Origin of the sequence: Xenophilus azovorans DSM 13620, from assembly GCF_000745855.1 — a bacterium.
Lineage (GTDB): Bacteria > Pseudomonadota > Gammaproteobacteria > Burkholderiales > Burkholderiaceae_C > Xenophilus > Xenophilus azovorans.
In genome coordinates, this window is record NZ_JQKD01000005.1 from 176,750 (window position 1) to 199,463 (window position 22,714).

The following is a 22,714-nucleotide window of genomic DNA, read 5'->3' on the forward strand; positions in this document are numbered from 1 at the left end:
CGTGCGTCATCCGGCAATCTGGATTCATCGCGGCCGGATTGCCGCAGCCCAAGAGAAAGCTCCCCGGAGGGAGCTGAAGGGGGATCACTGCACGCTCGCCAGCTTGCCCTCACCGTCGAAGCCCAGGCACACGGTGGCGCCGGCGAGCTTGGGCTGCTTTGAGAATCGCCAGGACGTGGGCAGCAGTTCCTCGATGGCACGGGCGGGCGAGTCCGAGCAACCGACCGCGATGAACGTGGCGATGGTCTGCGCATCCTCGTCCTCGCGCTCTTCGTCGTAGCGGTCGTCGAAGACGTAATCGGAGATGAGTCTGGTCACGTCGTGCGCGTGGGGTGCCACGTAGAGCATTCCATGCCTGCGGATGGCGGCCACTGCATACTCGCGGGATTCATTTCCCAGGCTGGCGGCCAGCGTTCCGACCAGGGTGACGCCGATGGCGTCACCGTGCAGCGGCAGGCAGTCGTCCGCGTGGAGAACCGCGCCATGGTGGATGCCGATCTGCGCCGGGTCCGCGAAGTTGACGATCTCGATCAGCCAGTGGCCGCCATCGAGGCGGTGCTCCTCCAGCAGGAAAACCTGCCTGGCCGCCAGATAGACCTCGGCGGTCGGCACATCCTCGTCGTCTTCGGCGTCGATGGCCCAGACGCCGACCTCCTGGAGCGCCTCCCGGGCGACGACGCCTTCGGCCTGGTGGCGATCCCAGTACCGGCCCCAATGGGTGCGGAAGCCCGGCGGCTCATGGGCCCAGTCACGGAACCAGCTGCGCGGCACGAAGGGAATATCGTTGAGCAGATCCGCGTTCGATGAGGACAGGCACGTGGATGCGTACTGCATCACGAACTCGGCACCGGACAACCGGTCCTTGGCTTCGGTCAACGCCTGGCGGAAGGCCTCCTCGACCGCCGCCCGAATGCGCTTGTGATCCTCGTCTTCATTGAGCAGATGCCGCCGGTCCGGCGGGCGGGCGATCATGTCGTCGCGCAGCACCACGATCTGGTGGTCCGGCGACGAAGGGACAGACCCGATGGGGAGCCCTTGGAGATAGCAACGGTATTGCGACGGTGCCCCGTTCAAGTCGATGAGAACCTGGCCGACGGCGGTGTCCCGCCAGGGCAGACCAGGCCGTGACAGCGGCCGGTCGAACTCCGTGCCGTTGAAGGTCACGCGGACGGGGAAGGCTTCGCACAGCCGCACCAGTTGCTGCTCGACCCACTCGGTCAGCGTCGGGCCCTGGTAGGGCGGCTCGACACCACATAGGCGGATCTCGGTGCCGATGCGCGCCGGCGCGGTAATCACCTCCACCTCGTCGCCGCCGATGATCGCGGCGGTGGCGGCGCGAAAGGCCTTGTCCAGCGAATGCACGCGCAGGCTGCGCGCGAAGTACAGCGTGGAGAGCACGCCGATGCCGAAGGGATTCTCCCGGGCCTTCAGTTCCTCGTCCCAGCCGGACTCGGCGATGCAGATGAGGGCCTGGAGGTCGGCGATACCCTCGCCGTCGTCGCTGACGGTGAGCGTGTCGCCTTCGGCGGTGATGTGGATGTGGCGGGCCTTGGCGCGCCGGGCGTTCTGCAACAGCTCGCCCAGCATCGAGGCCGGGGTGAACGCATGGCGCAGGGTGGCGATCAGGCGGTTCTGGTTCGTTTGAAGACGGATGGTGGTCATGGCATGGCTCCTTGGATGAGGTCATGCGCCGGTGGGGCGCTGGAAAGAAGCGGCACACGCCGATGCCCGCCGCGATGGCGTGGCGGGCGGGAATGGGCCGGTATGGAGGGGGATGGGCTCGGCGGCCCGTTGAAGAAGCGGCATCAACGCCCTGGTCGGGCGCGTGTCCGCGGCACGATGCGATGCGGACAAGGACGGTCGGCGCGGGGAACCCGCGGCGCAGCCTGAACGACCGTGGCTGCTGGCAGTTGCCGATGCTCGGCTATGCAGGAACGAGGATGGCGCGGCCTGCTGGCTGCGTCGTGCATCAATCCGAAGCGGTCGATCCCGTTTTGTGCAGGCACTGCACCAGCCGCTGGCCCAGCCATGCGACACAAGGCACGGCCATGGAATTGCCGATCGCCTTGTAGCGCGGGGCGTCCGCGGCGGGCTTGCCGCGGTACGGGACCAGGGTGTAGTCGTCGGGCATGCCCTGCAGCCGCTCGCACTCGGTGGGCATCAGCCGCCGCACCCGCCACTGCGACCAATCCCCCGGGCCGGGCTCATTCCAGTCGTAGCGCAAATGCGCCCCGTGGCCTGGCACCACGCCGAGCACCATCGGCCGGCCCTGGCCCGGCTTGCCACCCCCCGTCGAGAGAACCCCTGCGACCTGGCCATGACCGGATTCCAGCCGCAGTTCGCCGCGCGAGTTCTGCGCGAAGGCGATGGCCGGGACCACGCCCGCGTTCGCATGGCTGCCGCGATGCCCGCCTGCACGCAGCGTCGGCGTCCTCCCCACCGTCACATCGGCGCCGCAGCCCTGGGCCGTGAAGGCGATGATCGGGACACCCTTGCCCGTGCCATCTTCGCCGCAGCCCTTGCCGCCGTTGGCGGTGCACAGCGTGTGGCTGATGCCGCCAGCGACCGACTGCACCAGGTATGTCTCGGTGCAGATGTCGTGTTTCGGGCCGGCCGCCAGCAGGCTCGCGGCCACATCGGACGGGCCGCATCCATTGCCGAACCCGAACGTCGTCGTCACCTTGCCGTAGGGCTGCTTCAGTCCCGCATGTCCGCCTGCTGCCGCAGCGCCAGGTCCAGCAGCGCGGGCAGCGTCTTGCCACGGCGCGAAGCCCGCACCAGAATCCCCGCGCAGGCCCGTGCGCTCAAAAAGTACTTCTGCGGGATCGAGATCAGGATTACCACTTGCCACAAGAAACACGCGCTTGCGGCGTTGGGCGACACCGAAATATTGAGCGTCGAGCACGCGCCAGGCGATGCTGCGCCGGGGTCCAGACACACAACCAGCGTGCGCCCATTTTTGCCCTGGCGGTTCGAGCGCACGGCTTTCTCCGGCCAGTGCGCCCAGGAAATGACCGAAGGCATTGCTGCGGTCGTTGAGGACGCCCGGGACGTTTTCCCAGACGAGGGTGGCCGGCGGGCGGCGGTCTTGGCGGCGGGTTTGGTCGATGGCATTGGCTAACTCCACATAGGCAAGGGTCAAGGCGCCGCGCGGGTCGTCCAGGCCCCCGCGTGCGCCGGCGATGCTGAACGACTGGCACGGCGTGCCGCCGACCAGGATGTCGGGCGCCGGCACGGTGCCGGCGCGCACCTGGCGGGCGATCGCGGTCATGTCGCCCAGGTTGGGCACGCGGGGGTAACGGTGGGCGAGCACGGCGCTCGGGAACGGCTCGATCTCGGCGAACCACGCGGCTTCGAGGCCGAGCGGATGCCAGGCGAGGCTCACGGCCTCGATGCCGCTGCACACGCTGCCGTACAGCAGCGGCGCGTTGCGCGGCGCACCGCGAGGGGTGCCAGGTTGCGGGTTCATGTCGGGTCTCCTGTTCGTGTGGCCCAGGCCAGAAGCCGGGCCGGGACGTTGATGGGCAGGAGAAAGGCGCCGAAGGCCCTGCGGCCTTCGGCTCGGGAGGACAGAACCACCCGTGGGCTGTGGCAGGCCCGGTCGTCGCTGGAACCGGCTGCTCATCAAGCAATCACACCCGGCCCATGTCGTGGCTGGGGCCGGCATCGTCTGGCGCACATCCGCGCACAAAGGGAGCCCGTTGTTGCACCGGCGGGCACCGGCACCGAATACCGCTGACCGCAAGGGGTCTCCCGATGGCTTGCGCGGCAGGCAAGCCATCGGAGGACCCTTCGCAATCGGCGGAAGAAACGCAGATCAGCAGAACGCGCGTGGCGCGGTTCGTGGAGAAGCCACCTTCAGATCTCGCCTCGCCCGCGTGGAGGGGGACGGCTGGGCGGGACGCGCACACGGAGCAGGAAGGCGTTGCGCGCTGGGCGTCCCGCGGGGCATGCGGGACACGGGCTGCGCCGCCAACGGCGGGCACGGCCCACGGGGAACGGGGTCGGTCAGGGGCTCTTGCGGCCGCTGCTGTTCCGGCGTGGGGGACGCGAGGCGCCACGCTTGGATGTGCCGGATTCGACCGGCAGCGTGCCATTGCAGTCTGGGTAGCGGCTGCACGACCAGAACGGGCCGCTCTTGCCGCTGCGCTGGCGCGTGGGGGCGCCGCACTGCGGACATGCCGGCCCCTGGGGAACCTTGATGGACAGGGAGGCGCTGCCGTACTGCGCGATCAGCTGCGAAATCCACGCGGCCTGCTTGCCGATGAACACGTCCAGCGTGAGCTGTCCGGCCTCGATCATGTCGAGCGCCTGCTCCCAGGCGGCCGTGGTGCCGGGGTCGGCGATCGCCGCGGGCACAGCGTCGATCAGCATGCAAGCCGCATCCGATGCGCGGATCGAGCGGCCCTTCTTCACGAGATAGCCGCGTGCGATCAGGCCGCTGATGATGTTGGCCCGCGTCGCCTCGGTGCCGATGCCCGTTGTGTCCTTCAGCTTCTGCTTCAGGCGCGGATCGGTCACGAAGCGCGCAACGCCTTTCATAGCCTTGACCAGTTCGCCCTGGGTATAGGGCTTCGGCGGGATCGTCTTGAGCGCCTTGATCTCAGCCTCGGCCACCGGGCATGCCAGGCCTTCATGCAGTTTCGGCAGCGCGGGCAGCCCCTGGCTGCGCACCGCGGTGTCGCCGTCCTCGCCGGCACCACCTTCATGTTCGGGTGCGGCCAGCACCAGGTGCCAACCCTTGACGACGACCTGCTTGCCCGTCGCCGCCAGCGTCTGCTGGCCGCAGGCAAGCTGAGCCACCGTGCGGTCGAACTCGTGATGGGGGAGGAACTGCGCCAGGTAGTGCGCCCGGATGAGCCGGTACACCGCCAGTTCCTTCTCGTTCATGGCCGAGAGGTTCGCCGGTTCGAGCGTCGGGATGATGCCGTGGTGGGCCGTGACCTTGCCGTCGTTCCAGGCGCGCGAGCGCTGCGAGCGGTCGAGCTGGCCCATGATGGAACGCAGCGAGGGATCGGTCTTGAGCAGGCTGTCCAGGACCGTGGGCACCTCGGCGAACATGCTCTCGGGCAGATAGCCGGAATCCGAGCGCGGGTATGTCGTCGCCTTGTGCGTCTCGTACAGGGCCTGGGCGATCTCCAGGGTCTCCTGCACGTCCAGCCCAAGCTGCTTGGAACAGACCTCCTGCAAGGTGCCCAGGTCGAACAGCAATGGCGGGCCTTCGCGCACGCGCTCGGTCTCGACCGACACCACCTGCGCGCTGCCCGCAGCGCGGATCTGCTGGGCGGCCTGCTGTGCGACCGGCTGTTGCACGCAGCGGCCCGCGTCGTCGGTGCAGGCATCGGGCGGAACCCACTGCGCGCTGAAAGCCTGGCCGCCCGTGGACAAGGCCACGTCGATGGCCCAGTACGGCACGGACACGAAGGCCGCGATCTCGCGGTCGCGGTCGACGACGAGCTTGAGCGTCGGGGTCTGGACGCGGCCGACCGACAGCACGCCGTCGTAGCCCGCCCGTCGCCCCAGCACGGTGAACAAGCGGCTGAGGTTCATGCCCGCAAGCCAGTCGGCCCGCGAACGCGCCAGCGCCGAGTAATACATCGGCAGCGTCTCGGCCGAGGGCCGCAGCTTGCCGAGCGCGGCGCGGATGGACGCATCGTTGAGCGCCGACAGCCACAGCCGCTCGATGGGGCCGCGGTAGCCGCACAGTTCGATGATCTCGCGGGCGATCAACTCGCCTTCACGGTCGGCATCGGTGGCGATGACGAGGTGGGTCGCCTTCGCCAGGAGCGCCTTGACGACCTTGAATTGCGCAGCGGTCCTGGGCTTGACCTCGACCCGCCAGCGCTCTGGGATGATGGGCAACTGCTCGATGGACCAGCGCTTGAGCTGCGCGTCGTAGGCTTCGGGCGGCGCTGCTTCCACGAGATGGCCGATGCACCAGGTGACCGTGACGCCGGAGCCATTGAGACAGCCTTCACCGCGCTGCGTGGCGCCGAGAATCCGGCCGATGTCTTTGCCCTGGGAGGGCTTCTCGCACAAGAACAGCCGCATGTCCGTCCATCCGATTCCCGTGGTTCGTTGAGTTGCCGGGATCGAGAATGCCGGGCATCACGAGGGGCGGCAGCAAACAAGCGGCATGCGGTCGCGACCGCTTTGGCGAGACGAAATGGCTGGGCGGGGATGGCGTGCGCTCGGCGGTGTGCGGGCCGGGAGCCGCGATTTACGGGAGCGCGTGGAAGCCGGTGGATGTTGATGGAGCTATCCCCTGGGGATAGCTCGCGAGGGCATGGAGGGCGGCGAAGCACTCGGCAACCGCCCGCCATGCCGGATTACTTCCTGCGCTTGGCCTCTTTCGGGGCAGCCGGTTCCTGGGTGGCCTGGGGCTTCGGCTCAGCGTCCTGCGGCTTCGGGCTGAGGGCCACGGACTCGATGCGGTACGGCAGGATGCCGACGCTGCGCGCGTTGATCTGCCAGGTCTCGCGCGGCTGATCTTCGTTGTCCGTCCAGGGTTCGCGCTCCATGCGGCCGACGACCAGCACGCGCATGCCTTTCTGGTAGAGGTCCTTCCAGTGCGCGGCCTCGCGGTGCCAGATCTCCACCGGCGCCCAGAAGCCGCCGCGATCCTCGAAGTCGCCGCCCTTGGTGGGGACGGGGTTGTCGAAGTACACGTTCAGCCGCAGCAGGCGCCGCGGTTCGTCGTTGCCGTTGGGGAACTCCCGGTACTCGGGGGGCGAGCCGATGTTGCCTTCGCCCGAAAAATGCGTGCTCATGTTGCAATCTCCATCAGGGTGGTTGAAACCCGCGCCGACGTGCGTCAGTGCAGGCGCTGCTGGTCGATGAACGACCGGACGAGTTCGCAGCCGATGAAATGCCGCTGAAGTCGCAAGGCCACGGCGCCGGTGGTGCCGCTGCCGATGAAGGGATCCAGCACCGTGTCCCCCGCGCGGGAACCGGCCAGGATGCAGGGGACGATCAGGCGGTCGGGAAACACCGCGAAGTGGCTGTCCCTGAACGGCCGGGTGGCCACGGTCCAGACATCGCGCTTGTTGCGCAGGGCGCGGGCGCCGATCCGGTGCAGGCCGCCCCGCAGGTTGGCGTTGGCGCTGGTGGCGCGTTCGCCGGGCGGCTGGCGCACGGGCCGCAGGTTGCCGGGTCCGCGCGGGTCGGTCGAGGGCTCGCGGATGGCGGCTTGGTCGAAGTAGTAGCGGGGGCGCTTGGACAGCAGGAAGATGTGCTCGTGCGAGCGCGTGCAGCGGTCGGCCACGCTCTCGGGCATGGTGTTGGGCTTGTGCCAGATCAGGTCCTGGCGCAGATACCAGCCGTCGCGCCGCAGTGCGAACGCCAGCATCCACGGGATGCCCAGCATGTCCTTCGCCTTCACGTCGCCCGCAGGCCAGATCGCGCCGGCGGCGGCCTGGGCCGTGCCGTGCTTGGCGCCGCCCTTGCTGCTCGCGGCCTGGTAGGTGCGCGGTGCCGCGTAGCTGTCCCCGATCACGATCCACAGCGTGCCGTCGTCGGCCAGCAGGTCGCGCACCGCCCGGAACACGCGAACCAGGCGCCCGATGTACTGCTCGGGCGTGCGGCACGCGCCGATCTCCAGGTGCTTGTCGGGATGGTCCGGCGGGAGGTAGCTGCGCAGTCCGAAGTACGGCGGGCTGGTGACGCAGGTCTGTATCCGCACGCCGTCCGAGCGCATGCGCTCCAGCAGACCCAGGCAGTCCCCGGCGTGGGTCCGGTCCAGCCAACGGCACGTGGGCGGTTGCATCACGGTTCCCGTGCGCCCGAGCGGCGGCTGGCGACCGCTGTCATCCGGCGCAGATAGGCGTCATCGGCCTGCGCGGCCTTGCTGGCGCATTCCCGGGCCTGCCTGCCCAGGGTGTGCAGCAGGCTGATCTGCAGGTTCAGCACGATGCGCTGCAGTTCGATCGCGTGCAGGTCGGCGAGCAGGTTGACCGGCGTGCTGGTGCTGGCCATCAGCTCCTGCCACAGGGCCACGCCCATGGCTGAACGGTCGTGCCTGCGCCAGCGGAGGAACGTCGTTCCTGCGCCAGTGGTCTGCTGGGCCAGTTCGACGGGCAGCAGGTGGAAGGGGTGCCTGCACGCCTGCGCCAGCACTTGCCGCTGCGCCAGGGCGATCAACTCGTCGCGCAGGGCGAAGCATTGGCTGGCCCAGTCCTCAAGATCCCCCTTACCCTTAAAAGGCTTCAAAAGGCCCTTTAGAGAGGCCGCGTGTTCCAGCTTCATGAAGGCGCCCTGTTCCAGACGACGGAAGTGGCGGGCTTCGTGGTTCGGGTCGCTCATGCCGGATCGTCCTCGCCGGTGCTGGCCTTGGCCGGATCGGCGGCGGTGGCTTCGTCGCTGGAAGGCGCGGTCGCGGCAGAACTGTCGCCGCGCTGCTGCAGGCCACGGCGCACGACAGGCGGCGCGAACTTCGAGCGGCGCGTGCCTTCGAGCACCTCCTGCGGCAACTCGCCGAACTTCTCCAGCGCCGCCCGCGCTGCGGCATTCCTGGAGGCGAAGTCGGCGCGCGTCGTGCCCGAGTAGCGGTACTGCTGGGCCAGCGAGAACAGGCTGCGCAGCGCATGCGCGCCATCGTTGAGCCAGCGCTCCAGCGTGCTGCGGTCGATGAGCGCGGTGTGGTGGGCGAGGATCAGCTTGCGGGCGATGTCGTCGTAGTCGGCCAGGAGATAGACCGCGGCAAAGCCGAGCTGGGCGTTGACGAAGAGCGGGAGCTTGACGGGCTGCACGTTGAGGTTCTCGCCCAGGCTCAATGCCGCGGGCACTCCGGCCAGCGCCTGGTCCACCTGCTCGCGCAGCGATTGCAGCGTTGCCTTGGTCTGGTCGAGCTTGTCTTCGATGCGCAGCATCCACCAGTCGCTGTACGGGTCGTCCTGTTCCGAACCGCGTTTCATCTTGTTCATGACGGCGATGTAGCCGTTCAGGCCGACGATGCCCGGCCGCCCCTCGGCGGCGGCGCGGCCATGCCAGATGCGCGAGGCGTGGTGGGTGTGCAGCGTCAGCGACATCGCGCTGCGCAGCGAACCGAGGTTCAACTGCAAGGGTTCATTGGTGGCCATGGGGACAGCTCGCTCAGGGACAAGGAGCTGCCAGCATCGGCACGCAGCGGAAGGCAGTCAGTCAACAAACCGATATCGGCCAGACCCCGGTTGGGGGCGTGACAGCCGCTCGTGGCAGGAGCTATCCCCAGGGGATAGCTCCATCAAACACCATGGAGCGCTGCTCGCGCCGAGGGCATGGCTATCCGCCGAGATGAGGTCGTTCTGAATCGGCCCGCACGCGCGACGGTCCATGCCTGCGCTTGTTGCACCTTGCACCACATCTATCCCCTGGGGATAGCGCCATGGAGCGCCAGGGAATGCTCTTCGCCGAGGGCAGTTCGGACAGGATCGCACCGGCGCCGGCACCCGATACCTGCTTTGCACCCATTCAGCGTCCAGCGTTTGCGCGCGGCTATCCCCAGGGGATAGCTTTGCTGAAGGCCACGGGTGTCTGCTCCATGGCCTTGCCACCCCCGGCGTCAGGTCTTGCGCAGCAGCTCGCGCAGCCGGTCGATGTGCTGCCGGGCCACCTCGGGTGGAACCACGTTGCGCGGTGGCTCCGGAGGCGCCCGCGCGGCCGCAGGTGTCGTTGGTGCCGTGTCGGTTTGCTTGGTCCAGGCATTGAACTCTCCGCGGATGGCGCGCTGGATGATGCCGAACAGATACCCGGCAGGGTTGCGGACGGTCGCGCCGCGACAGCGCTCGGCCCATTCGTCCAGCACGGCCTGCCGCAATGGCGCGTCGACCTGCTGCAGCGCCACCAGCGCGCCTGCCTGCTGTTCTTCCTTCAAGGCAAGGAAGCGCTCGGGCAGACGCAGGCCATGCGCCGCGCGCGCGGTAGTACGTACTTCATGGATACGACTACTACGTACAGTACGGTCCTGCTTCGGATTCCGAAGAGCGTGGTCTGGCGCGGGTTTCGAGCCTGCTTCGGATTCCGAAGACGGCGCAGCTTCATTCCGAAGAAGGTCCGAAACCCCTTCTTCGGAATCGTGGACGGTACCCTCCTGTGGATAACTTTCGGAAGCGTCGATGCCCTGGCGGGCCAGGCGCTCGGCGAGCAGCTGCAGCCGCGACGGCAGCGTGCGGCCGGACAGCAGCGGGTCTTCCGCGATCTCCTTGAGGGCGTTGAGTCCCACCATCTGGACGGCCTTGGCCGAATGCCCGAGGGCGTGGCTGATGAGCTGCAAATAGTCCGCGTCGAGCTGCATCGCTTCGAAGGGCGTCAGGGGCTCGTCGTGCAGGACGTAGAGGTTGCCGAGGATGCGGCCGGTCTTGGGGTCCCGGCGCCTGCGCACCAGGCTCAGCCAGCGCGTGAGGCGCAGCAGCGTCAGCGCCCGCGCCACGGTCTCGTGGGAGGCCTGTCCCGCGCACGGCATCGACGCCAGCCAGGGGCGCAACTGCTCATAGGTGGGGAACGCGGTGACGCCATCGTCGTTGAGCATCAGCCGGCACACCTGCCAGGCGTTGCGCTCCAGCGGCGTCAGTCGGCGGTCGAGGAAGAGTCGCCTCGGCACACTCTCGTGCCGGTTGCCGCTGAACAGGAAGCCGTCACCGGGCGCAGGTGTGCCGGGTGCGGGCGCGAGTTGCTTCAGGGCACCGTCGAACAGATCGGCGAGGGCGACGGGGCCGTGGCGTGGTGCGCGTGGTGGGGTGTCGTCCACGGCCGCCGCCTATCCCAAGCCCTGATCGACCCAGTTCTTGATCGCGGCCCAGACCACCGACAGCGGCAGCGACATGCCTTCGGCCAGGTCCATCGCCGCGCCGAGAATCGAGGTCTCGTCCTCCAGATCGACGTTTCTGCTGCTGGTCACGGCCTTCCATTGCCGCCACAACGCCGTGTCCTGGGTTTCGTCCAGGACCGGATGGCGTCCCTTGCGCTTGGGCAGACCGAGAATACCGCGGCGCAGGGCGACCTCCTGATGGGTGAGGCCGTAGAAGCGGCTCACCATCTCCGTGCTGGCACCGAGGCGCAACATGCGGTCGACCGTGGCGATCTCCTTCTCCACGTCGTGCGCCTGCTTCAACAGCCGCTTGAGCACCTCGCGGTTCACGGAGACGGAGCACCAGGAGACGCTGGCGTTGGCCAGTACGCTGATGAGGGCGGGATGCTTGAGCGCATCCAGTTCTTCCTCGCCGAACCCCATTGATTTGCACCGGCGCAGTTGCCCGTTGCGCAGGTCATAGAGCGCCTGGGCGATGACGGCCTGGTTGAGCGGGTGTGATGCAGGCATGCGGCGTCTTTCGCTCACGTCCCGGAATCCATGGTCCCGGCCCCCAAGTCCAACAGGCGCCGGGCCAGCCGCAACAGCCGGAACAGCTTGACCAGCGCGGTGTCGCTCAACCGCCGGGCAGCATCGCCCTGGCCATGCAGAAGCGTTGGCAGGTCGATGGCGACTTGCCCGCCGTCCACACCAACGTCTGCAGGCGGCTGGCCGGCCAGGCAGGCCAGCAGCGCGAGCACGGCGCGGCCCAGCGGCGACGGGGCCTGGGTGTAGGCACGGCATGCGAAGCCGATGCCGTCTGGACGGTCATCAATGCACTCGTCCAGATCTGCCTCGCCCGCGATCTCGCGCGCGAACTGCGCGATGTGGATGCGCAAGCGGTCGGGCGTGTCCAGGCCGGGGTCGATGTACCAGACATCGGAGATGGGATAGAGCCCACCGGCCTGCACCGGGATGGACTGCAGCACATTGGCCGAGAAATCGGGCGGCAGCGCATCGCCCAGCTGATCGGCGACCATGCGCTGGATGGACCGCAGTCGCTCGGTCGTCGGCGCCGGCGAGACGATGTGCTCCTGAAGCCGGTCACCAGCCACGGACGCGGAGCTCCCTGGGGACGGATTGCCTGTAACCGAACCGTCCTCGCGATCGCGCGTGGGAGCCGCGGCTGCCGGCGTCGTGGTGGATGGCGCGGGGGCGGCCGGCGGGCGGGCGACGGTTCCAGGCTCTGGCAGTGCGGGCGGCGCCGATGGTGGCGTCGGGTCGCTGACCAAGGCGCGGTGGCGGCTCTCGGATTCGGTGAGATCCAGCGCCAGCACATCGTAGTCGATGCCCAGCAGTTCGGACATCTGGCCGATCAGTTCGTCCTGCACACGCTGCGATGAGAACTCGTCGCCTTGGGCGTCGAAGTGCGACAGCACTTCCTGGAAGAAGTCGTCGAAGTCCTGTACCAGGGAGCGGCCCTTGGCGTAGCGCTCCCAGGTGAGCATGCAGGCTTTGCGCATGACCGACAGGCGTTCGACCTGGTGGCGGCCGAGCCCAGCATAGAGCATGGTCGGAATCGCGGGCAGCAGGTAGCGCACCGCATCGGCCATGCGGCTGACGTGGGACTGCTGCACGGGATAGCCGTCGGCGGCCAGGCGGCGGGCCAGTTCGGACTGGCTTAGGGGGTTGCCGCTCTCCAGTTCGTAGAACTCGCGCGCCTTCTCGACACCGAGGGCGCGCTCGATGAACGTGAGACCGCCGCGCAGTTCGTTTTCGGCGAGGTGCCCGGTCAGCGCGACGATTTCACCGCGCTCGGGCCAAGGCCGGAATAGACAAGATATGCGGAAGAACTGTTCGTCCTTGGTCTCCGACCAGAGTTCGCGCAGGATCGCCAGCCGGGTGTTGCCGCCGTTGCGGATGATGTAGTGCGCATCGCCGGGCCGCCGCGTGATGGCCGGCGCCGCATCCAGGCCGCGTTCGCGGATGGAGGCCTTGATTTCTTCGTAGGCGGGATTGCGCTTGACGCGCGGGTCGTGGTCATAGGGGCGCAACTGGTCCAGGGTGACGACCATGGGCGTGTCGGCAATCGGGTCGCTGAGCACCGTGGCCGATGGGCCGCTGCGCTCGAACCCGGCGGCGAGGAGCTTGCCGGCCATGTCCTGGGGGGTCATGTCAGCCATGGCCGCATCCCTGGGCGTTGGCGGCCCGGGCCTCGCGTTCGGCGCGGCGAAGCTGCGCACGGGCGTTGAGCGCGGCACGGTGGTCGCTCGCCGTCGAGCTGGTGTAGATCGCAGCGCAGCCCGGTTTGGTGAACTTGAGATGGCCACCGGGCGTGCGCTTGACGTGCCAGCCTTCGCCCACGGCGAATTCGATCAGGGCGCGCAGCCGCTTGTGGCCGCGTGCCAGATCATGGGCGCTTGCCATGGCTTGCGCCCCCCGCCGTGGCCCTCGCGTCTGGTCGACCGGTCACGAGTTCGAAGCGCGCGAGCCAGTGAGGGAACAACTCAATGGCGAGTGCACGCATCGTGTCGAGCGCCGCGGGCGCGACTCTGCCCGGTGGCTGGCGATGCTCGACCCGATGCACCGGCAGGCCGCGCGTCGCGGCGCGGGGATACGCTTCGATGGCTGGCACATCGGTAGCCAATACGCGGATGCCCCCGTGTTCCTGGAACAGGTCGCGCAGGGCCTGCTGGATCAGCCGCGCGTTCGACGACACTGGATGCACGCGGTTGATGAGCAAGTGCAGCGGCGGCGGTTCGATCCCGAAGTGCCGGTACGGCGCGATGTCCTCGATCAGTTGCAGCGTGCCCCGTCTCAACTCGCGCGCCGCGAGGATTTCCGGGGTCACGGGAGACAGTGCCAGGTCTGAGGCCAGCACCGCCATCTCCAGCAGGACGGAGCGCGCGCCCTGGGTGTCGATCAGCAGCAGGTCATACAGTGGCTCCAGCGTCGGCAGTAGGTGGCGCAGCCGCAGGCGCCCGTCTGGGGCATGCAGCAGCAGCGTGTTCAGTTCGCCGCGGTCGTCGTTCGACAGCACCAGGTCCAGGCCCGCGATGGCGGTGCGCGAGACCAGTTGCTCGATGCGCCGCTCGTTGAACGCCAGCATCTCGTAGATGCCGGCCGGCGCCTGCGCATCAAGGGTGAAATAGCTTGATAGCGTGGGCTGTACGTCGAGATCCAGCAGCAGCACGCGCAGGCCTGCGTCGGCAGCAAGGCCACCAAGGTTGGCAGCTGTGGTCGTCTTGCCCACGCCGCCTTTCGTCGAGATAACTGAAACCACCTGCATGGTGCGCTCTCCTGGTGGAAGGGGCCATCCGGGCGAGGGCCGATCAGGCCGGCTCCTTGAGTCGCTCGGTGATCCACGAGTCGATCTCGACCGAATCCCAGCCTACCGCGCGCACCCCCAGACGCAGCGCCTTGGGGAACTTACCTTCCTTCATGAGGCTGTAAATGTGTGCGCGTTTGAAGCCGGTCTTGGCCTCGACTTCAGCGCGGCGCAGGATGCGGTGCTCCGCCGGCACAGCCGGCGCGTTGGTCTGCGAAGACATGAGAGACACTCCTTGACGCTCACAGGCGTTGTTCGGAAAGTGCCTCGCATTCAATACACCGCGGCGGCTCAATGCACTGCAACTGCAGAGAGCGCAGCTGCAATTGCAGTACGTCGCAACGCCGTCAGCGGGATGCCTCTAGGTGGCGACGCGCCTGCGCAAGCTTGCTCCACAGCGTTCGCTCGCTGAGTCCGGGTCGGCCTTCGTAGTGCGCAAGCAGCGCGTTGACCACGGCATCCATGTTTCGGAACGACGAGTATGCCGTGCCCGCCGGCGACGTGCCGAGCAGCAGCGTCAGCAAGCCGCCAATGATGTTCAGATAAGTTGACTCGCTGCGCTGGCCGGGTTCGTGTGCCCCCTTGATGTCGGCAATGCGGATGGCGTGGTCCTGCGCCAGTGCTTCGTACGCTGCACGCAGCGTCTCATGAGCCTGGGACAGTTCGGCGAATTGCACCTTGGCCGCTTCGCGCTCGGCCAGCAAGACGCTGAGCGTGGTCAGGGTGATGGCGGGATGCAGGTCGCGCTCGATGCCATCGAACAGAAACGGCGGCCGCTCGCCGGGGTAGTAGTGCGTCATCCATGCCTTCAAATCGACGTGGCGAACTATCAGTTCCGTATCTTCGAGCGAAGGGCGCTGCGATTTCTGCATGGTGCCGGCCTTGCCAAAGGGCAGTTCGCCATGCGCCAACGCATCGAAAATGCGTTCGGCAAACAGGCACAGCATCGGCCAACTTGGGAAGTCGTTCGGTTCTGGCATGGCGCGCTGCCCAAGGGTTTCCAGAATTCTTCGCTCGAAACGCAACAAGTCGGCCCAGCGAATGGCTGCCTCGATCGGGCGGTAGTAGGTTTTGGCGCCAAAGGCAAGGCTGCTCGATTGCGGCATATCGCGCGCTTCCCATCTTCGGATTGAATTCCGGCAGACGCGCGCGGCCACCATCGGGCGCGGCGAATGCCCAAAAACCCGGATGAAGCGCGGGGCCGAATGGCATCGGGGAGGTAAGCGTTGCATCGGCGCTGATCGCCGGCCTGAAGCAGCAACATCTTGCTACGCTTGAAACTTCTCCACCATAATGCGAACGGTTTGGCGGTTGCGAAACCCAGGCGTCAAGCATGGGGGACTGCGCTTTACCCGAAACCAGGTCAAAGTTTTCGCAGGAATTCCATCGGGGTAAAGCGTCAATGCGTCAGACCACTGAGGCGGTTTGCATCCGGCCGGAGTTCATGCGTTCTGTGTCAGTGCAGTGACCTCGACGGTACGCATGCATCTCCGGGCCGCCGCTATTTAGAATGGCAGAGCAGTTTTTCCTCCATAAAGCGGAAGCAGTACTGCTTTTCAGTGGTGCAAATTGGGTCCGGTACAAGACTCAAAAAGTATGGTGCAATCCGGGAAATCGGCCTACGTACCCGCCGATGGGCCGAGTCAAATCCGGCGGAGATCGCCTGTGTCCTGGCGGCCGACGCGCTCGGCCCGGTTGATGAAATGGCGCAGCGGCTCTGTAACATCTCCCTCGGCCCGCAGCACAAAGGTGGTCAGTACTGCGGTTTGACCGGCCAAGGGACGGGAGACCACGTCCGGCTGCTGGCAAGCCGCCAGGTGCGCGGCAGTTGAAAGGCCAACGCCATACCCGGCAGCCACAAACGCAAGCATCAGTCCATGGGTAGCGACGTACTCGACCATAGCCGGTTGCGCATCCACCGTACGGAACAGTCGTTCGCGCTGCAGGCTGCAACCTTGGCACGCTTGTGGGTCGCACAGCACCAGCGGATAGCTCACCGCTTCCTCCAGCGGTACCTCCTTGAAGGCCAACAGCGGATGCCGTGCGGGTAGGGCCACCACGAAGGGGTCATTCCACACTGGCGCAGACACGATCCCAGCCTCCGCTTGGTCAAGCATCGCAAAGCCGGCGTCAAACAAGGTCGCGCCCAGACCATGCACCAGTTGGGTCAGCGGCATCTCGGAAAGTTGGATCTTCACCTGCGGTGCCTCCTCCCGGCACAGCGCAAGCAATGTTGATAGCCGCGTTTGCCCAATGTCGCCCGACAAACCGACACGCAATGTGCAGTGATACCCCACTGCAACAGCCTTTGCCCGTGCCTGTGCTTGCTCGACGGCCAGCAGGATTCGACGGGCATCCTCCAGGAAGAGTTGACCGGCCAAGGTCAGGTGCACGCCGCGGGGCGGGCGATGCAATAGCGTAACGCCCAGATCCGACTCCAGCCTGCGGATGGTGCGCGACAGCGGCGACTGCTCGATGTGCAAGCGCTTCGCGGCCCGGCCAAAGTGCAATTCTTCGGCCACGGTGATGAAAGCTCGAATCTGACGCAGATGCATGTCTATCCTTTCAATAGAGTCACAGCCTGTGACACCATGGAACGACACGAGTTCATGCCAGAGAGAAACCGGATAGCGCCTGCCCAGCACTGCCTCGCCATATAGCGAAGCGACCGTCACTAGAACATTTCGCGAGAGTCCGGTTAACTACACAGACTTTGCGTCATAGCACGGATTCGGCCGTACAAATAAAGAGTCACAACTAAGATGTAACTACTTCTATCGTTGCCGTCTGCGCTGAGACGCTACGTCGCCGCGTGTGGCCACCCAATGAGCGCAGGGATGCTCGCGCCATCCTCTGGTGCGGTCGGGATGCTTGCCGCCCCCGAATTAGAACGATGGGCGCATCTTTGCGTGAGCCTCCGAATTGCCACAGAACTGCTGCGTCGTCGTAACAGTGCCCTGTGGCAGCGCGCTATGCGGCACGTCGCCGAGGAGTCCTGGGCGGCAGACGGTTCGCAGTTGGACAGTGCGCGGCTTCAATGTAGCTCCAGCAGTGGATTGGCGCGGTGTGAGTGCAAGGAGTCGCAAATTGCGGCGCTGCGACACCTCAGAGGGGTCTGGAGGGCCTATGCAGCAATTTAACCCGCCTGCATCGTCGCCATCCTTCGCAAATTCAGCGCCATGCACACGAGTTTCCGCTCGGCTTGTACTGGGTGTAGTCACGCACGTTGAACTGACGGACGCTCAAAACGTTCCTGATCAAACCGTTCGGTGGTTCGGCCATTCCTGCAGTGTCTCTGGAAGCAGCAGCATCTTCTGCGGCTCGCAGGAAAGGTAGTTTGCGGCCATCGCCATCAACGGACGACACCTTACCCACGACGGCAGCAACTTCGCGTTCGGCCGCCCAGACTCCCAGGCCAGGCTTAGCTGCAAGACCAAACGCGGCGATGTTCCTGTAGAGGCGATGGCCAACCGCCCCGAACCGGAACTTGAAGCGAAGGTACCAACGAATCGACAGCATGATGACCGCGAGACGCTCCAGGTAGCGCGGCCTCTCACAGACGGATCTGCCGAATGCGGAAGCTTCTGTGTCATCGCAGGGGCTTCCAAGCGATGAACCGAGGTGCCTTGCTGGCTTTCCGAGGCCCTTGAGCGGGCAGCTCACTGTTAAAGGCAGGCAAAGGCGGGGGCTGAAACGTAAATTCAATAATATTGAAAAATGATCCAGTGTTGAATTCAGTAGTCATTGCTGATAGAGTTTGCTGCCTGCCGAGACCCAAAGCTAAAGAGGTCATTTTTAGAGCACTGGAGACATATCGTGGACGCAACAGTCGCCTGGGAATCAGTTCGCTCCGACGAGTCGAAAAGCACGGACAGTGCTGCGCCTTGTTGCAAGGGGAATGAGCACTTGCCTGTGCGGACCTCCACGCCCAAGGCCTGCATCGCCGCACTGATGCATGGGCGGCGGTTCGAGCTCGACGTCTACACGGAGAAGCTCTTCAGTTCGGCCGATGCCGCCTCCGCACCACCGCGCATCCTGATGTTCAAGCCGCTTTGATGGGAGGGCTGCATCCATGAGCTTCTCGGTTGCCATTCGCAATACCAGCGAGCGCTATGTCTGCCGCCCTGACCAGACTCTGCTCGGCGGCATGGAGCAACTCGGCCGCAAGGGCATCCCGGTCGGCTGCCGCGGTGGTGGCTGCGGCGTGTGCAAGGTGCGCATCGAGTCCGGTGCAGTACGCAGCGAACGTATGAGCCGCTGCCACGTCAGCGCCGAGGAGGAGGCACAAGGATTCGTGCTCGCCTGCCGCGCCTATCCCCAGAGCGATCTCGCGCTGCGCGCTGTCGAGAGACTGGCGCGCTGCATCGAGCGCCATGCCGCTCGCCCGGCTCCCACCGCTTCCCGCTCCCTCACCTGAATTCTTCCAGCCACAAAGGAAACTCTCATGGCAATCACCGGCATCATCCGCCCAGGACACGTTCAGCTTCGCGTGCTCGACATAGAGGCCGCCGTCCGGCACTACCGCGACGTCATAGGCCTGATCGAGACCGCTCGCGATCCCCAGGGCCGCATCTATCTCAAGGCTTGGGACGAGCACGACCACCACAGCGTGGTGCTGCGTGAGGCCGACACGGCCGGCATGGATTTCATGGGCTTTCGCGTCGATTCGCCAGCCACGCTGGCAAAGCTCGCGGCCGACGTCAAGGCCAGCGGCCTGGCCACGGACATGCAATGGATCGAGGCCGGCGAACACCTGCGCACCGGCCAGCGCTTCCGCTTCACCGTGCCCACCGGTCACGCGATCGAACTCTTCGCCGAAAAGGAAAAAGTCGGCAACGGCATGCCCTACGAGAACCCCGAGGTCTATCCCGACGATCTCAAGGGCATGGCACCCTCGCGCTTCGACCACTGCCTGCTGTACGGCGACGACCTCGATGGCACGATGAAGCTATTCATCGACGTGCTGGGCTTCCAGCTCGCCGAGAGCGTGGTGGCCGGCCCCGAGCGCATGCATATCGCGGCCTTCCTGAGTTGCTCGACCAAGCCACACGACATCGCCTTCATCCGCCATCCGGAGAAGAACAAGTTCCACCACGCCTCCTTCCTGCTGGACAACTGGGGCGAGGTGCTGAAGGCGGCGGACATCATCACCAAGAGGCGCGTATCGCTCGACATCGGCCCTACGCGCCACGGCATCACGCGCGGCGAGACCATCTATTTCTTCGATCCGAGCGGCAACCGCAACGAGGTGTTCTCGGGCGGCTACATCTACTACCCGGACAAGCCGCCGCTGGTGTGGACCGACGACGAACTCGGACGCGCGATCTTCTATCACGACCGCAAACTCAACGAAAACTTCCTGAGTGTTCTGACCTGAGGAGCGGACGATGAAGCAATTCATGAACTTCATCGGTGGCGAATTCGTCGCCACGGGGAAGACTTTCGAGAACCGGGCGCCGGTCGACAACGGGCTGATCGGTCTGGTACACGAGGCAGGCGCAGCCGAGGTGGATGCGGCAGTGAAGGCGGCGCGCGCCGCCCTCACCGGCGAATGGGGTCGCATGAGTGTGGCGAAGCGCGTCGAGCTGCTGCATGCGGTGGCCGACGAGATCAACCGGCGCTTCGACGATTTTCTGGCGGCGGAGATGGCCGACACCGGCAAGCCGCACGCGCTTGCCTCGCACGTCGACATCCCGCGCGGCGCTGCAAACTTCAAGGTGTTTGCCGACATCGTGAAGAACGTGCCCGCCGAGAGCTTCGAGATGGCCACGCCCGACGGCGGACAGGCCATCAACTATGCGGTGCGCTCGCCGCTGGGTGTGATCGGCGTCGTATGCCCCTGGAACCTGCCGCTGCTGCTGATGACCTGGAAGGTCGGCCCCGCGCTGGCCTGTGGCAACACCGTGGTCGTGAAACCGTCGGAGGAAACCCCGGCCACCGCCACGTTGCTTGGCGAAGTGATGAACGCGGTGGGCATTCCGCCCGGTGTTTACAACGTGGTGCACGGCTTCGGCCCCGACTCGGCCGGCGAGTTCCTGACCAGGCACCCCGGCGTGAACGGCATCACCTTCACGGGCGAGACGCGCACCGGCGAGGCCATCATGGCGGCCGCCGCCAAGGGCGTGCGGCCGGTGTCCTTCGAGCTCGGTGGAAAGAACGCTGGCATCGTGTTCGCCGACGCGGATTTCGACAAGGCGGTGGCCGGCATCACGCGCTCGGCGTTCGAGAACTGCGGGCAGGTGTGCCTGGGCACCGAGCGCGTCTACGTGCAGCGGCCGATCTTCGACAGGTTCGTCGCGGCGCTGAAGGTCAGGGCCGAGGCGCTGAAGCCGGGGCCGCCGCAGGAGCCCGGTGTCGGCATCGGCCCGCTGATCTCGCGCGAGCACCAGCAGAAAGTGCTGTCCTACTACCAGAAGGCGAAGGACGAGGGCGCCACCGTCGTTACCGGCGGCGGCGTGCCGTCCATGAAGGGCGCGCTGGCTGAAGGCCATTGGGTGCAGCCCACCATCTGGACCGGCCTGCCAGAGACGGCGGCGGTGATCCGCGAGGAGATCTTCGGCCCGTGCTGCCACATCGCGCCCTTCGACACCGAGGAAGAAGCGATCGTGCTGGCCAACGCCACCGACTACGGCCTGGCCACTACCGTGTGGACCGAGAACCTGGGCACGGCGCACCGCGTGGCCAAGCGGGTCGAGGTGGGCATCTGCTGGGTCAACAGCTGGTTCCTGCGCGACCTGCGCACCGCGTTCGGCGGCGCCAAGACTTCGGGTATCGGCCGCGAGGGTGGCGTGCACTCGCTGGAGTTCTACACCGAGCTGCGCAACGTGTGCATCAAGCTGTGAAGGCTCAGGCCGATCGATTTCATTCACTGATCCACCGCAAAGACTAACTATGGACCCTACGCTTATCCAGAAGCTCGGCGACGAGCTCTACGACGCGCTGCGCGCGCGCAGCGCCGTCGACCCGCTCACCAGCCGCCACGAGGGCATCACCATCGCCGATGCCTACGGCGTGCAGCAGCGCATGATCGCCCGCCGCCTTGATGCCGGGGAGCGCATCGTCGGCAAGAAGATCGGTGTGACGTCGCGCGCGGTGATGAACATGCTCGGCGTCTTCCAACCTGACTTCGGCTACCTGCTCGACCGCATGATCGCCGGCGAGGGCGAGTCCATCGACAGCGGCACGCTGATCCAGCCCAAGGCCGAGGGCGAGATCGCCTTCATCCTCAAGCGCGATCTGATGGGGCCGGGTATCGGCAATGCCGATGTGTTGGCGGCCACCGAGTGCGTGATGCCCTGCTTCGAGATCGTCGACTCGCGCATTCGCGACTGGAAGATCAAGATCGCCGACACCGTCGCCGACAATGCCTCGTGTGGTGTCTTCGTGCTGGGCGACAGCGCGGTCGACCCGCGCCGCATCGATCTTTCCACCTGCGGCATGGTGCTCGAGAAGAACGGGGAAGTCATCGCCACCGGCGCCGGTGCGGCAGCGCTCGGCTCACCGGTCAACGCGGTTGCCTGGCTGGCGAATACGCTCGGCGCGCTTGGCATCGGGCTGAAGGCGGGCGAGGTGATCCTGTCGGGCGCGCTCGCCGCCATGTTCCCGGCCAAGGCCGGCGACAGCTTCCGCGTGTCCATTGGTGGCCTCGGCGGCTGCTCGGTGCGCTTCCATTGAAGGAGAACGACCCCATGACGAAGAAGATCCGATGTGCACTGATCGGGCCGGGCAATATCGGTACCGACTTGCTGGCGAAGCTGCAGCGCAGCCCGTTGCTCGAGCCGGTTTGGATGGTGGGCATCGACCCGGCGTCTGACGGCCTGAAGCGCGCCCGCGAGATGGGCTTGAAGACCACGGCCGAGGGCGTGGACGGCCTGCTGCCGCATGTGGAGGCCGACGGCGTGCAGATCGCCTTCGATGCGACCAGCGCCTACGTGCATGCCGAGAACAGCACCAAGCTCAACGCGCTCGGCGTGCTGATGATCGACCTCACGCCGGCAGCCATCGGCCCGTTCTGCGTGCCGCCGGTCAACCTGAAGACGCTGCTGGCGCAGCCGGGCGAGCGGCCCGCGAACGTCAACATGGTCACCTGCGGCGGGCAGGCCACCATCCCGATGGTGGCGGCGGTGTCGCGCGTGCAGCCCGTGACCTACGGCGAGATCGTCGCAACGGTGTCGAGCCGCTCCGTCGGCCCGGGAACGCGCAGGAACATCGACGAGTTCACCCGCACCACGGCCGGTGCGGTGGAGAAGGTAGGCGGCGCCAGGAGGGGCAAGGCCATCATCATCATCAACCCGGCCGAGCCGCCGTTGATCATGCGCGATACGGTGCACTGCCTGACCGAGGAAGTGCCCGACGAGGCGCGCATCACGGCCTCGGTGATCGAGATGGTGGCCGAGGTCCGCAGGTACGTGCCGGGCTACAGGCTGGTGAACGGGCCGGTGTTCGATGGTCGGCGTGTGTCGATCTACCTCGAGGTCGAAGGCCTGGGCGACTACCTGCCCAAGTACGCCGGCAACCTCGACATCATGACTGCCGCCGCGGCGCGCACGGCGGAGATGTTCGCCGAGTCGATGCTGGCCGGCGCCCCGCAACCCGAACACGCCGAGGCCTAGGAGCACCATCCC

General features: G+C 66.3%; 22 protein-coding genes. 6 read left to right on the plus strand and 16 right to left on the minus strand.

Features of this window, described 5'->3' with window-relative positions; genetic code table 11:
- Positions 1–84: 84 nt before the first annotated feature.
- From Q392_RS03720 to Q392_RS34150, 16 genes are all read right to left on the minus strand, one after another.
- Positions 85–1,662, minus strand: a complete 1,578-nt coding sequence (locus Q392_RS03720; protein ID WP_038201447.1) for an HSP90 family protein — start codon at positions 1,660–1,662, stop codon at positions 85–87.
- A 307-nt stretch (positions 1,663–1,969) separates the two neighbouring features.
- Positions 1,970–3,469, minus strand: coding sequence for a DNA cytosine methyltransferase (locus tag Q392_RS03725; protein ID WP_038201450.1), 1,500 nt, complete (start codon positions 3,467–3,469; stop codon positions 1,970–1,972).
- Positions 3,470–4,008: 539 nt separating this feature from the next.
- Positions 4,009–6,051, minus strand: a complete 2,043-nt coding sequence (locus Q392_RS03730) for a DNA topoisomerase III (protein WP_038201453.1) — start codon at positions 6,049–6,051, stop codon at positions 4,009–4,011.
- A 278-nt stretch (positions 6,052–6,329) separates the two neighbouring features.
- Positions 6,330–6,770, minus strand: a complete 441-nt coding sequence (locus Q392_RS03735; protein WP_038201456.1) for a single-stranded DNA-binding protein — start codon at positions 6,768–6,770, stop codon at positions 6,330–6,332.
- A 44-nt stretch (positions 6,771–6,814) separates the two neighbouring features.
- Positions 6,815–7,765 (minus strand): DNA-methyltransferase, encoded by a 951-nt coding sequence (locus Q392_RS31190; protein WP_051952847.1) that lies wholly within the window; start codon positions 7,763–7,765, stop codon positions 6,815–6,817.
- Positions 7,765–8,301 (minus strand): DUF3158 family protein, encoded by a 537-nt coding sequence (locus Q392_RS03745; protein ID WP_038201460.1) that lies wholly within the window; start codon positions 8,299–8,301, stop codon positions 7,765–7,767. Before Q392_RS03745 ends, Q392_RS31190 begins: the two co-directional genes overlap by 1 nt.
- Positions 8,298–9,077 (minus strand): PFL_4669 family integrating conjugative element protein, encoded by a 780-nt coding sequence (locus tag Q392_RS03750; RefSeq protein WP_038201462.1) that lies wholly within the window; start codon positions 9,075–9,077, stop codon positions 8,298–8,300. The genes Q392_RS03745 and Q392_RS03750 overlap by 4 nt, the downstream gene beginning before the upstream one ends.
- A gap of 461 nt (positions 9,078–9,538) precedes the next feature.
- Entirely contained in the window at positions 9,539–10,723 is a 1,185-nt protein-coding gene (locus Q392_RS03755) for an STY4528 family pathogenicity island replication protein (RefSeq protein WP_038201463.1), read from the minus strand.
- A 9-nt stretch (positions 10,724–10,732) separates the two neighbouring features.
- Entirely contained in the window at positions 10,733–11,293 is a 561-nt protein-coding gene (locus tag Q392_RS03760; RefSeq protein ID WP_038201465.1) for a DUF2857 domain-containing protein, read from the minus strand.
- A gap of 14 nt (positions 11,294–11,307) precedes the next feature.
- Entirely contained in the window at positions 11,308–12,945 is a 1,638-nt protein-coding gene (locus Q392_RS03765) for a ParB family protein (protein ID WP_038201467.1), read from the minus strand.
- Positions 12,938–13,189: a hypothetical protein gene (locus Q392_RS03770; RefSeq protein WP_038201470.1), complete on the minus strand. Its 252-nt coding sequence runs from the start codon at positions 13,187–13,189 to the stop codon at positions 12,938–12,940. Before Q392_RS03770 ends, Q392_RS03765 begins: the two co-directional genes overlap by 8 nt.
- Positions 13,173–14,051: a ParA family protein gene (locus tag Q392_RS03775; protein WP_038201473.1), complete on the minus strand. Its 879-nt coding sequence runs from the start codon at positions 14,049–14,051 to the stop codon at positions 13,173–13,175. Before Q392_RS03775 ends, Q392_RS03770 begins: the two co-directional genes overlap by 17 nt.
- Positions 14,052–14,094: 43 nt before the next feature.
- On the minus strand, positions 14,095–14,313 hold the full coding sequence (locus tag Q392_RS03780) for an AlpA family transcriptional regulator (protein WP_038201476.1): 219 nt from the start codon (positions 14,311–14,313) through the stop codon (positions 14,095–14,097).
- A 124-nt stretch (positions 14,314–14,437) separates the two neighbouring features.
- The gene (locus Q392_RS03785; protein WP_038201479.1) at positions 14,438–15,196 is read right to left on the minus strand and encodes a hypothetical protein; all 759 of its coding nucleotides are present in this window, start codon (positions 15,194–15,196) and stop codon (positions 14,438–14,440) included.
- A 537-nt stretch (positions 15,197–15,733) separates the two neighbouring features.
- A complete protein-coding gene (locus Q392_RS03790; RefSeq protein ID WP_038201483.1) occupies positions 15,734–16,645 on the minus strand; it encodes a LysR family transcriptional regulator in 912 nt (303 codons plus the stop codon).
- Between the two features lie 616 nt (positions 16,646–17,261).
- Positions 17,262–17,609 (minus strand): hypothetical protein, encoded by a 348-nt coding sequence (locus tag Q392_RS34150; RefSeq protein WP_157007746.1) that lies wholly within the window; start codon positions 17,607–17,609, stop codon positions 17,262–17,264.
- A gap of 297 nt (positions 17,610–17,906) precedes the next feature.
- Between Q392_RS34150 and Q392_RS33610 the strand changes: the two genes are divergently transcribed.
- Genes Q392_RS33610 through Q392_RS03810 form a run of 6 tightly spaced genes read left to right on the plus strand, consistent with a single transcriptional unit; the run spans position 17,907 to position 22,702 of the window.
- Complete coding sequence (locus Q392_RS33610) at positions 17,907–18,146, plus strand: hypothetical protein (protein WP_211260197.1); 240 nt, start codon at positions 17,907–17,909, stop codon at positions 18,144–18,146.
- 16 nt (positions 18,147–18,162) lie between these two features.
- Complete coding sequence (locus Q392_RS31695) at positions 18,163–18,507, plus strand: 2Fe-2S iron-sulfur cluster binding domain-containing protein (RefSeq protein ID WP_060987790.1); 345 nt, start codon at positions 18,163–18,165, stop codon at positions 18,505–18,507.
- A gap of 27 nt (positions 18,508–18,534) precedes the next feature.
- Positions 18,535–19,467: a catechol 2,3-dioxygenase gene (locus tag Q392_RS03795; RefSeq protein WP_038201486.1), complete on the plus strand. Its 933-nt coding sequence runs from the start codon at positions 18,535–18,537 to the stop codon at positions 19,465–19,467.
- 10 nt (positions 19,468–19,477) lie between these two features.
- Positions 19,478–20,932: a 2-hydroxymuconic semialdehyde dehydrogenase gene (locus Q392_RS03800; RefSeq protein ID WP_038201489.1), complete on the plus strand. Its 1,455-nt coding sequence runs from the start codon at positions 19,478–19,480 to the stop codon at positions 20,930–20,932.
- A 49-nt stretch (positions 20,933–20,981) separates the two neighbouring features.
- Positions 20,982–21,764, plus strand: coding sequence for a 2-oxopent-4-enoate hydratase (gene dmpE, locus Q392_RS03805; protein ID WP_038201491.1), 783 nt, complete (start codon positions 20,982–20,984; stop codon positions 21,762–21,764).
- A 14-nt stretch (positions 21,765–21,778) separates the two neighbouring features.
- Complete coding sequence (locus Q392_RS03810) at positions 21,779–22,702, plus strand: acetaldehyde dehydrogenase (acetylating) (protein WP_038201493.1); 924 nt, start codon at positions 21,779–21,781, stop codon at positions 22,700–22,702.
- Positions 22,703–22,714: the final 12 nt, after the last annotated feature.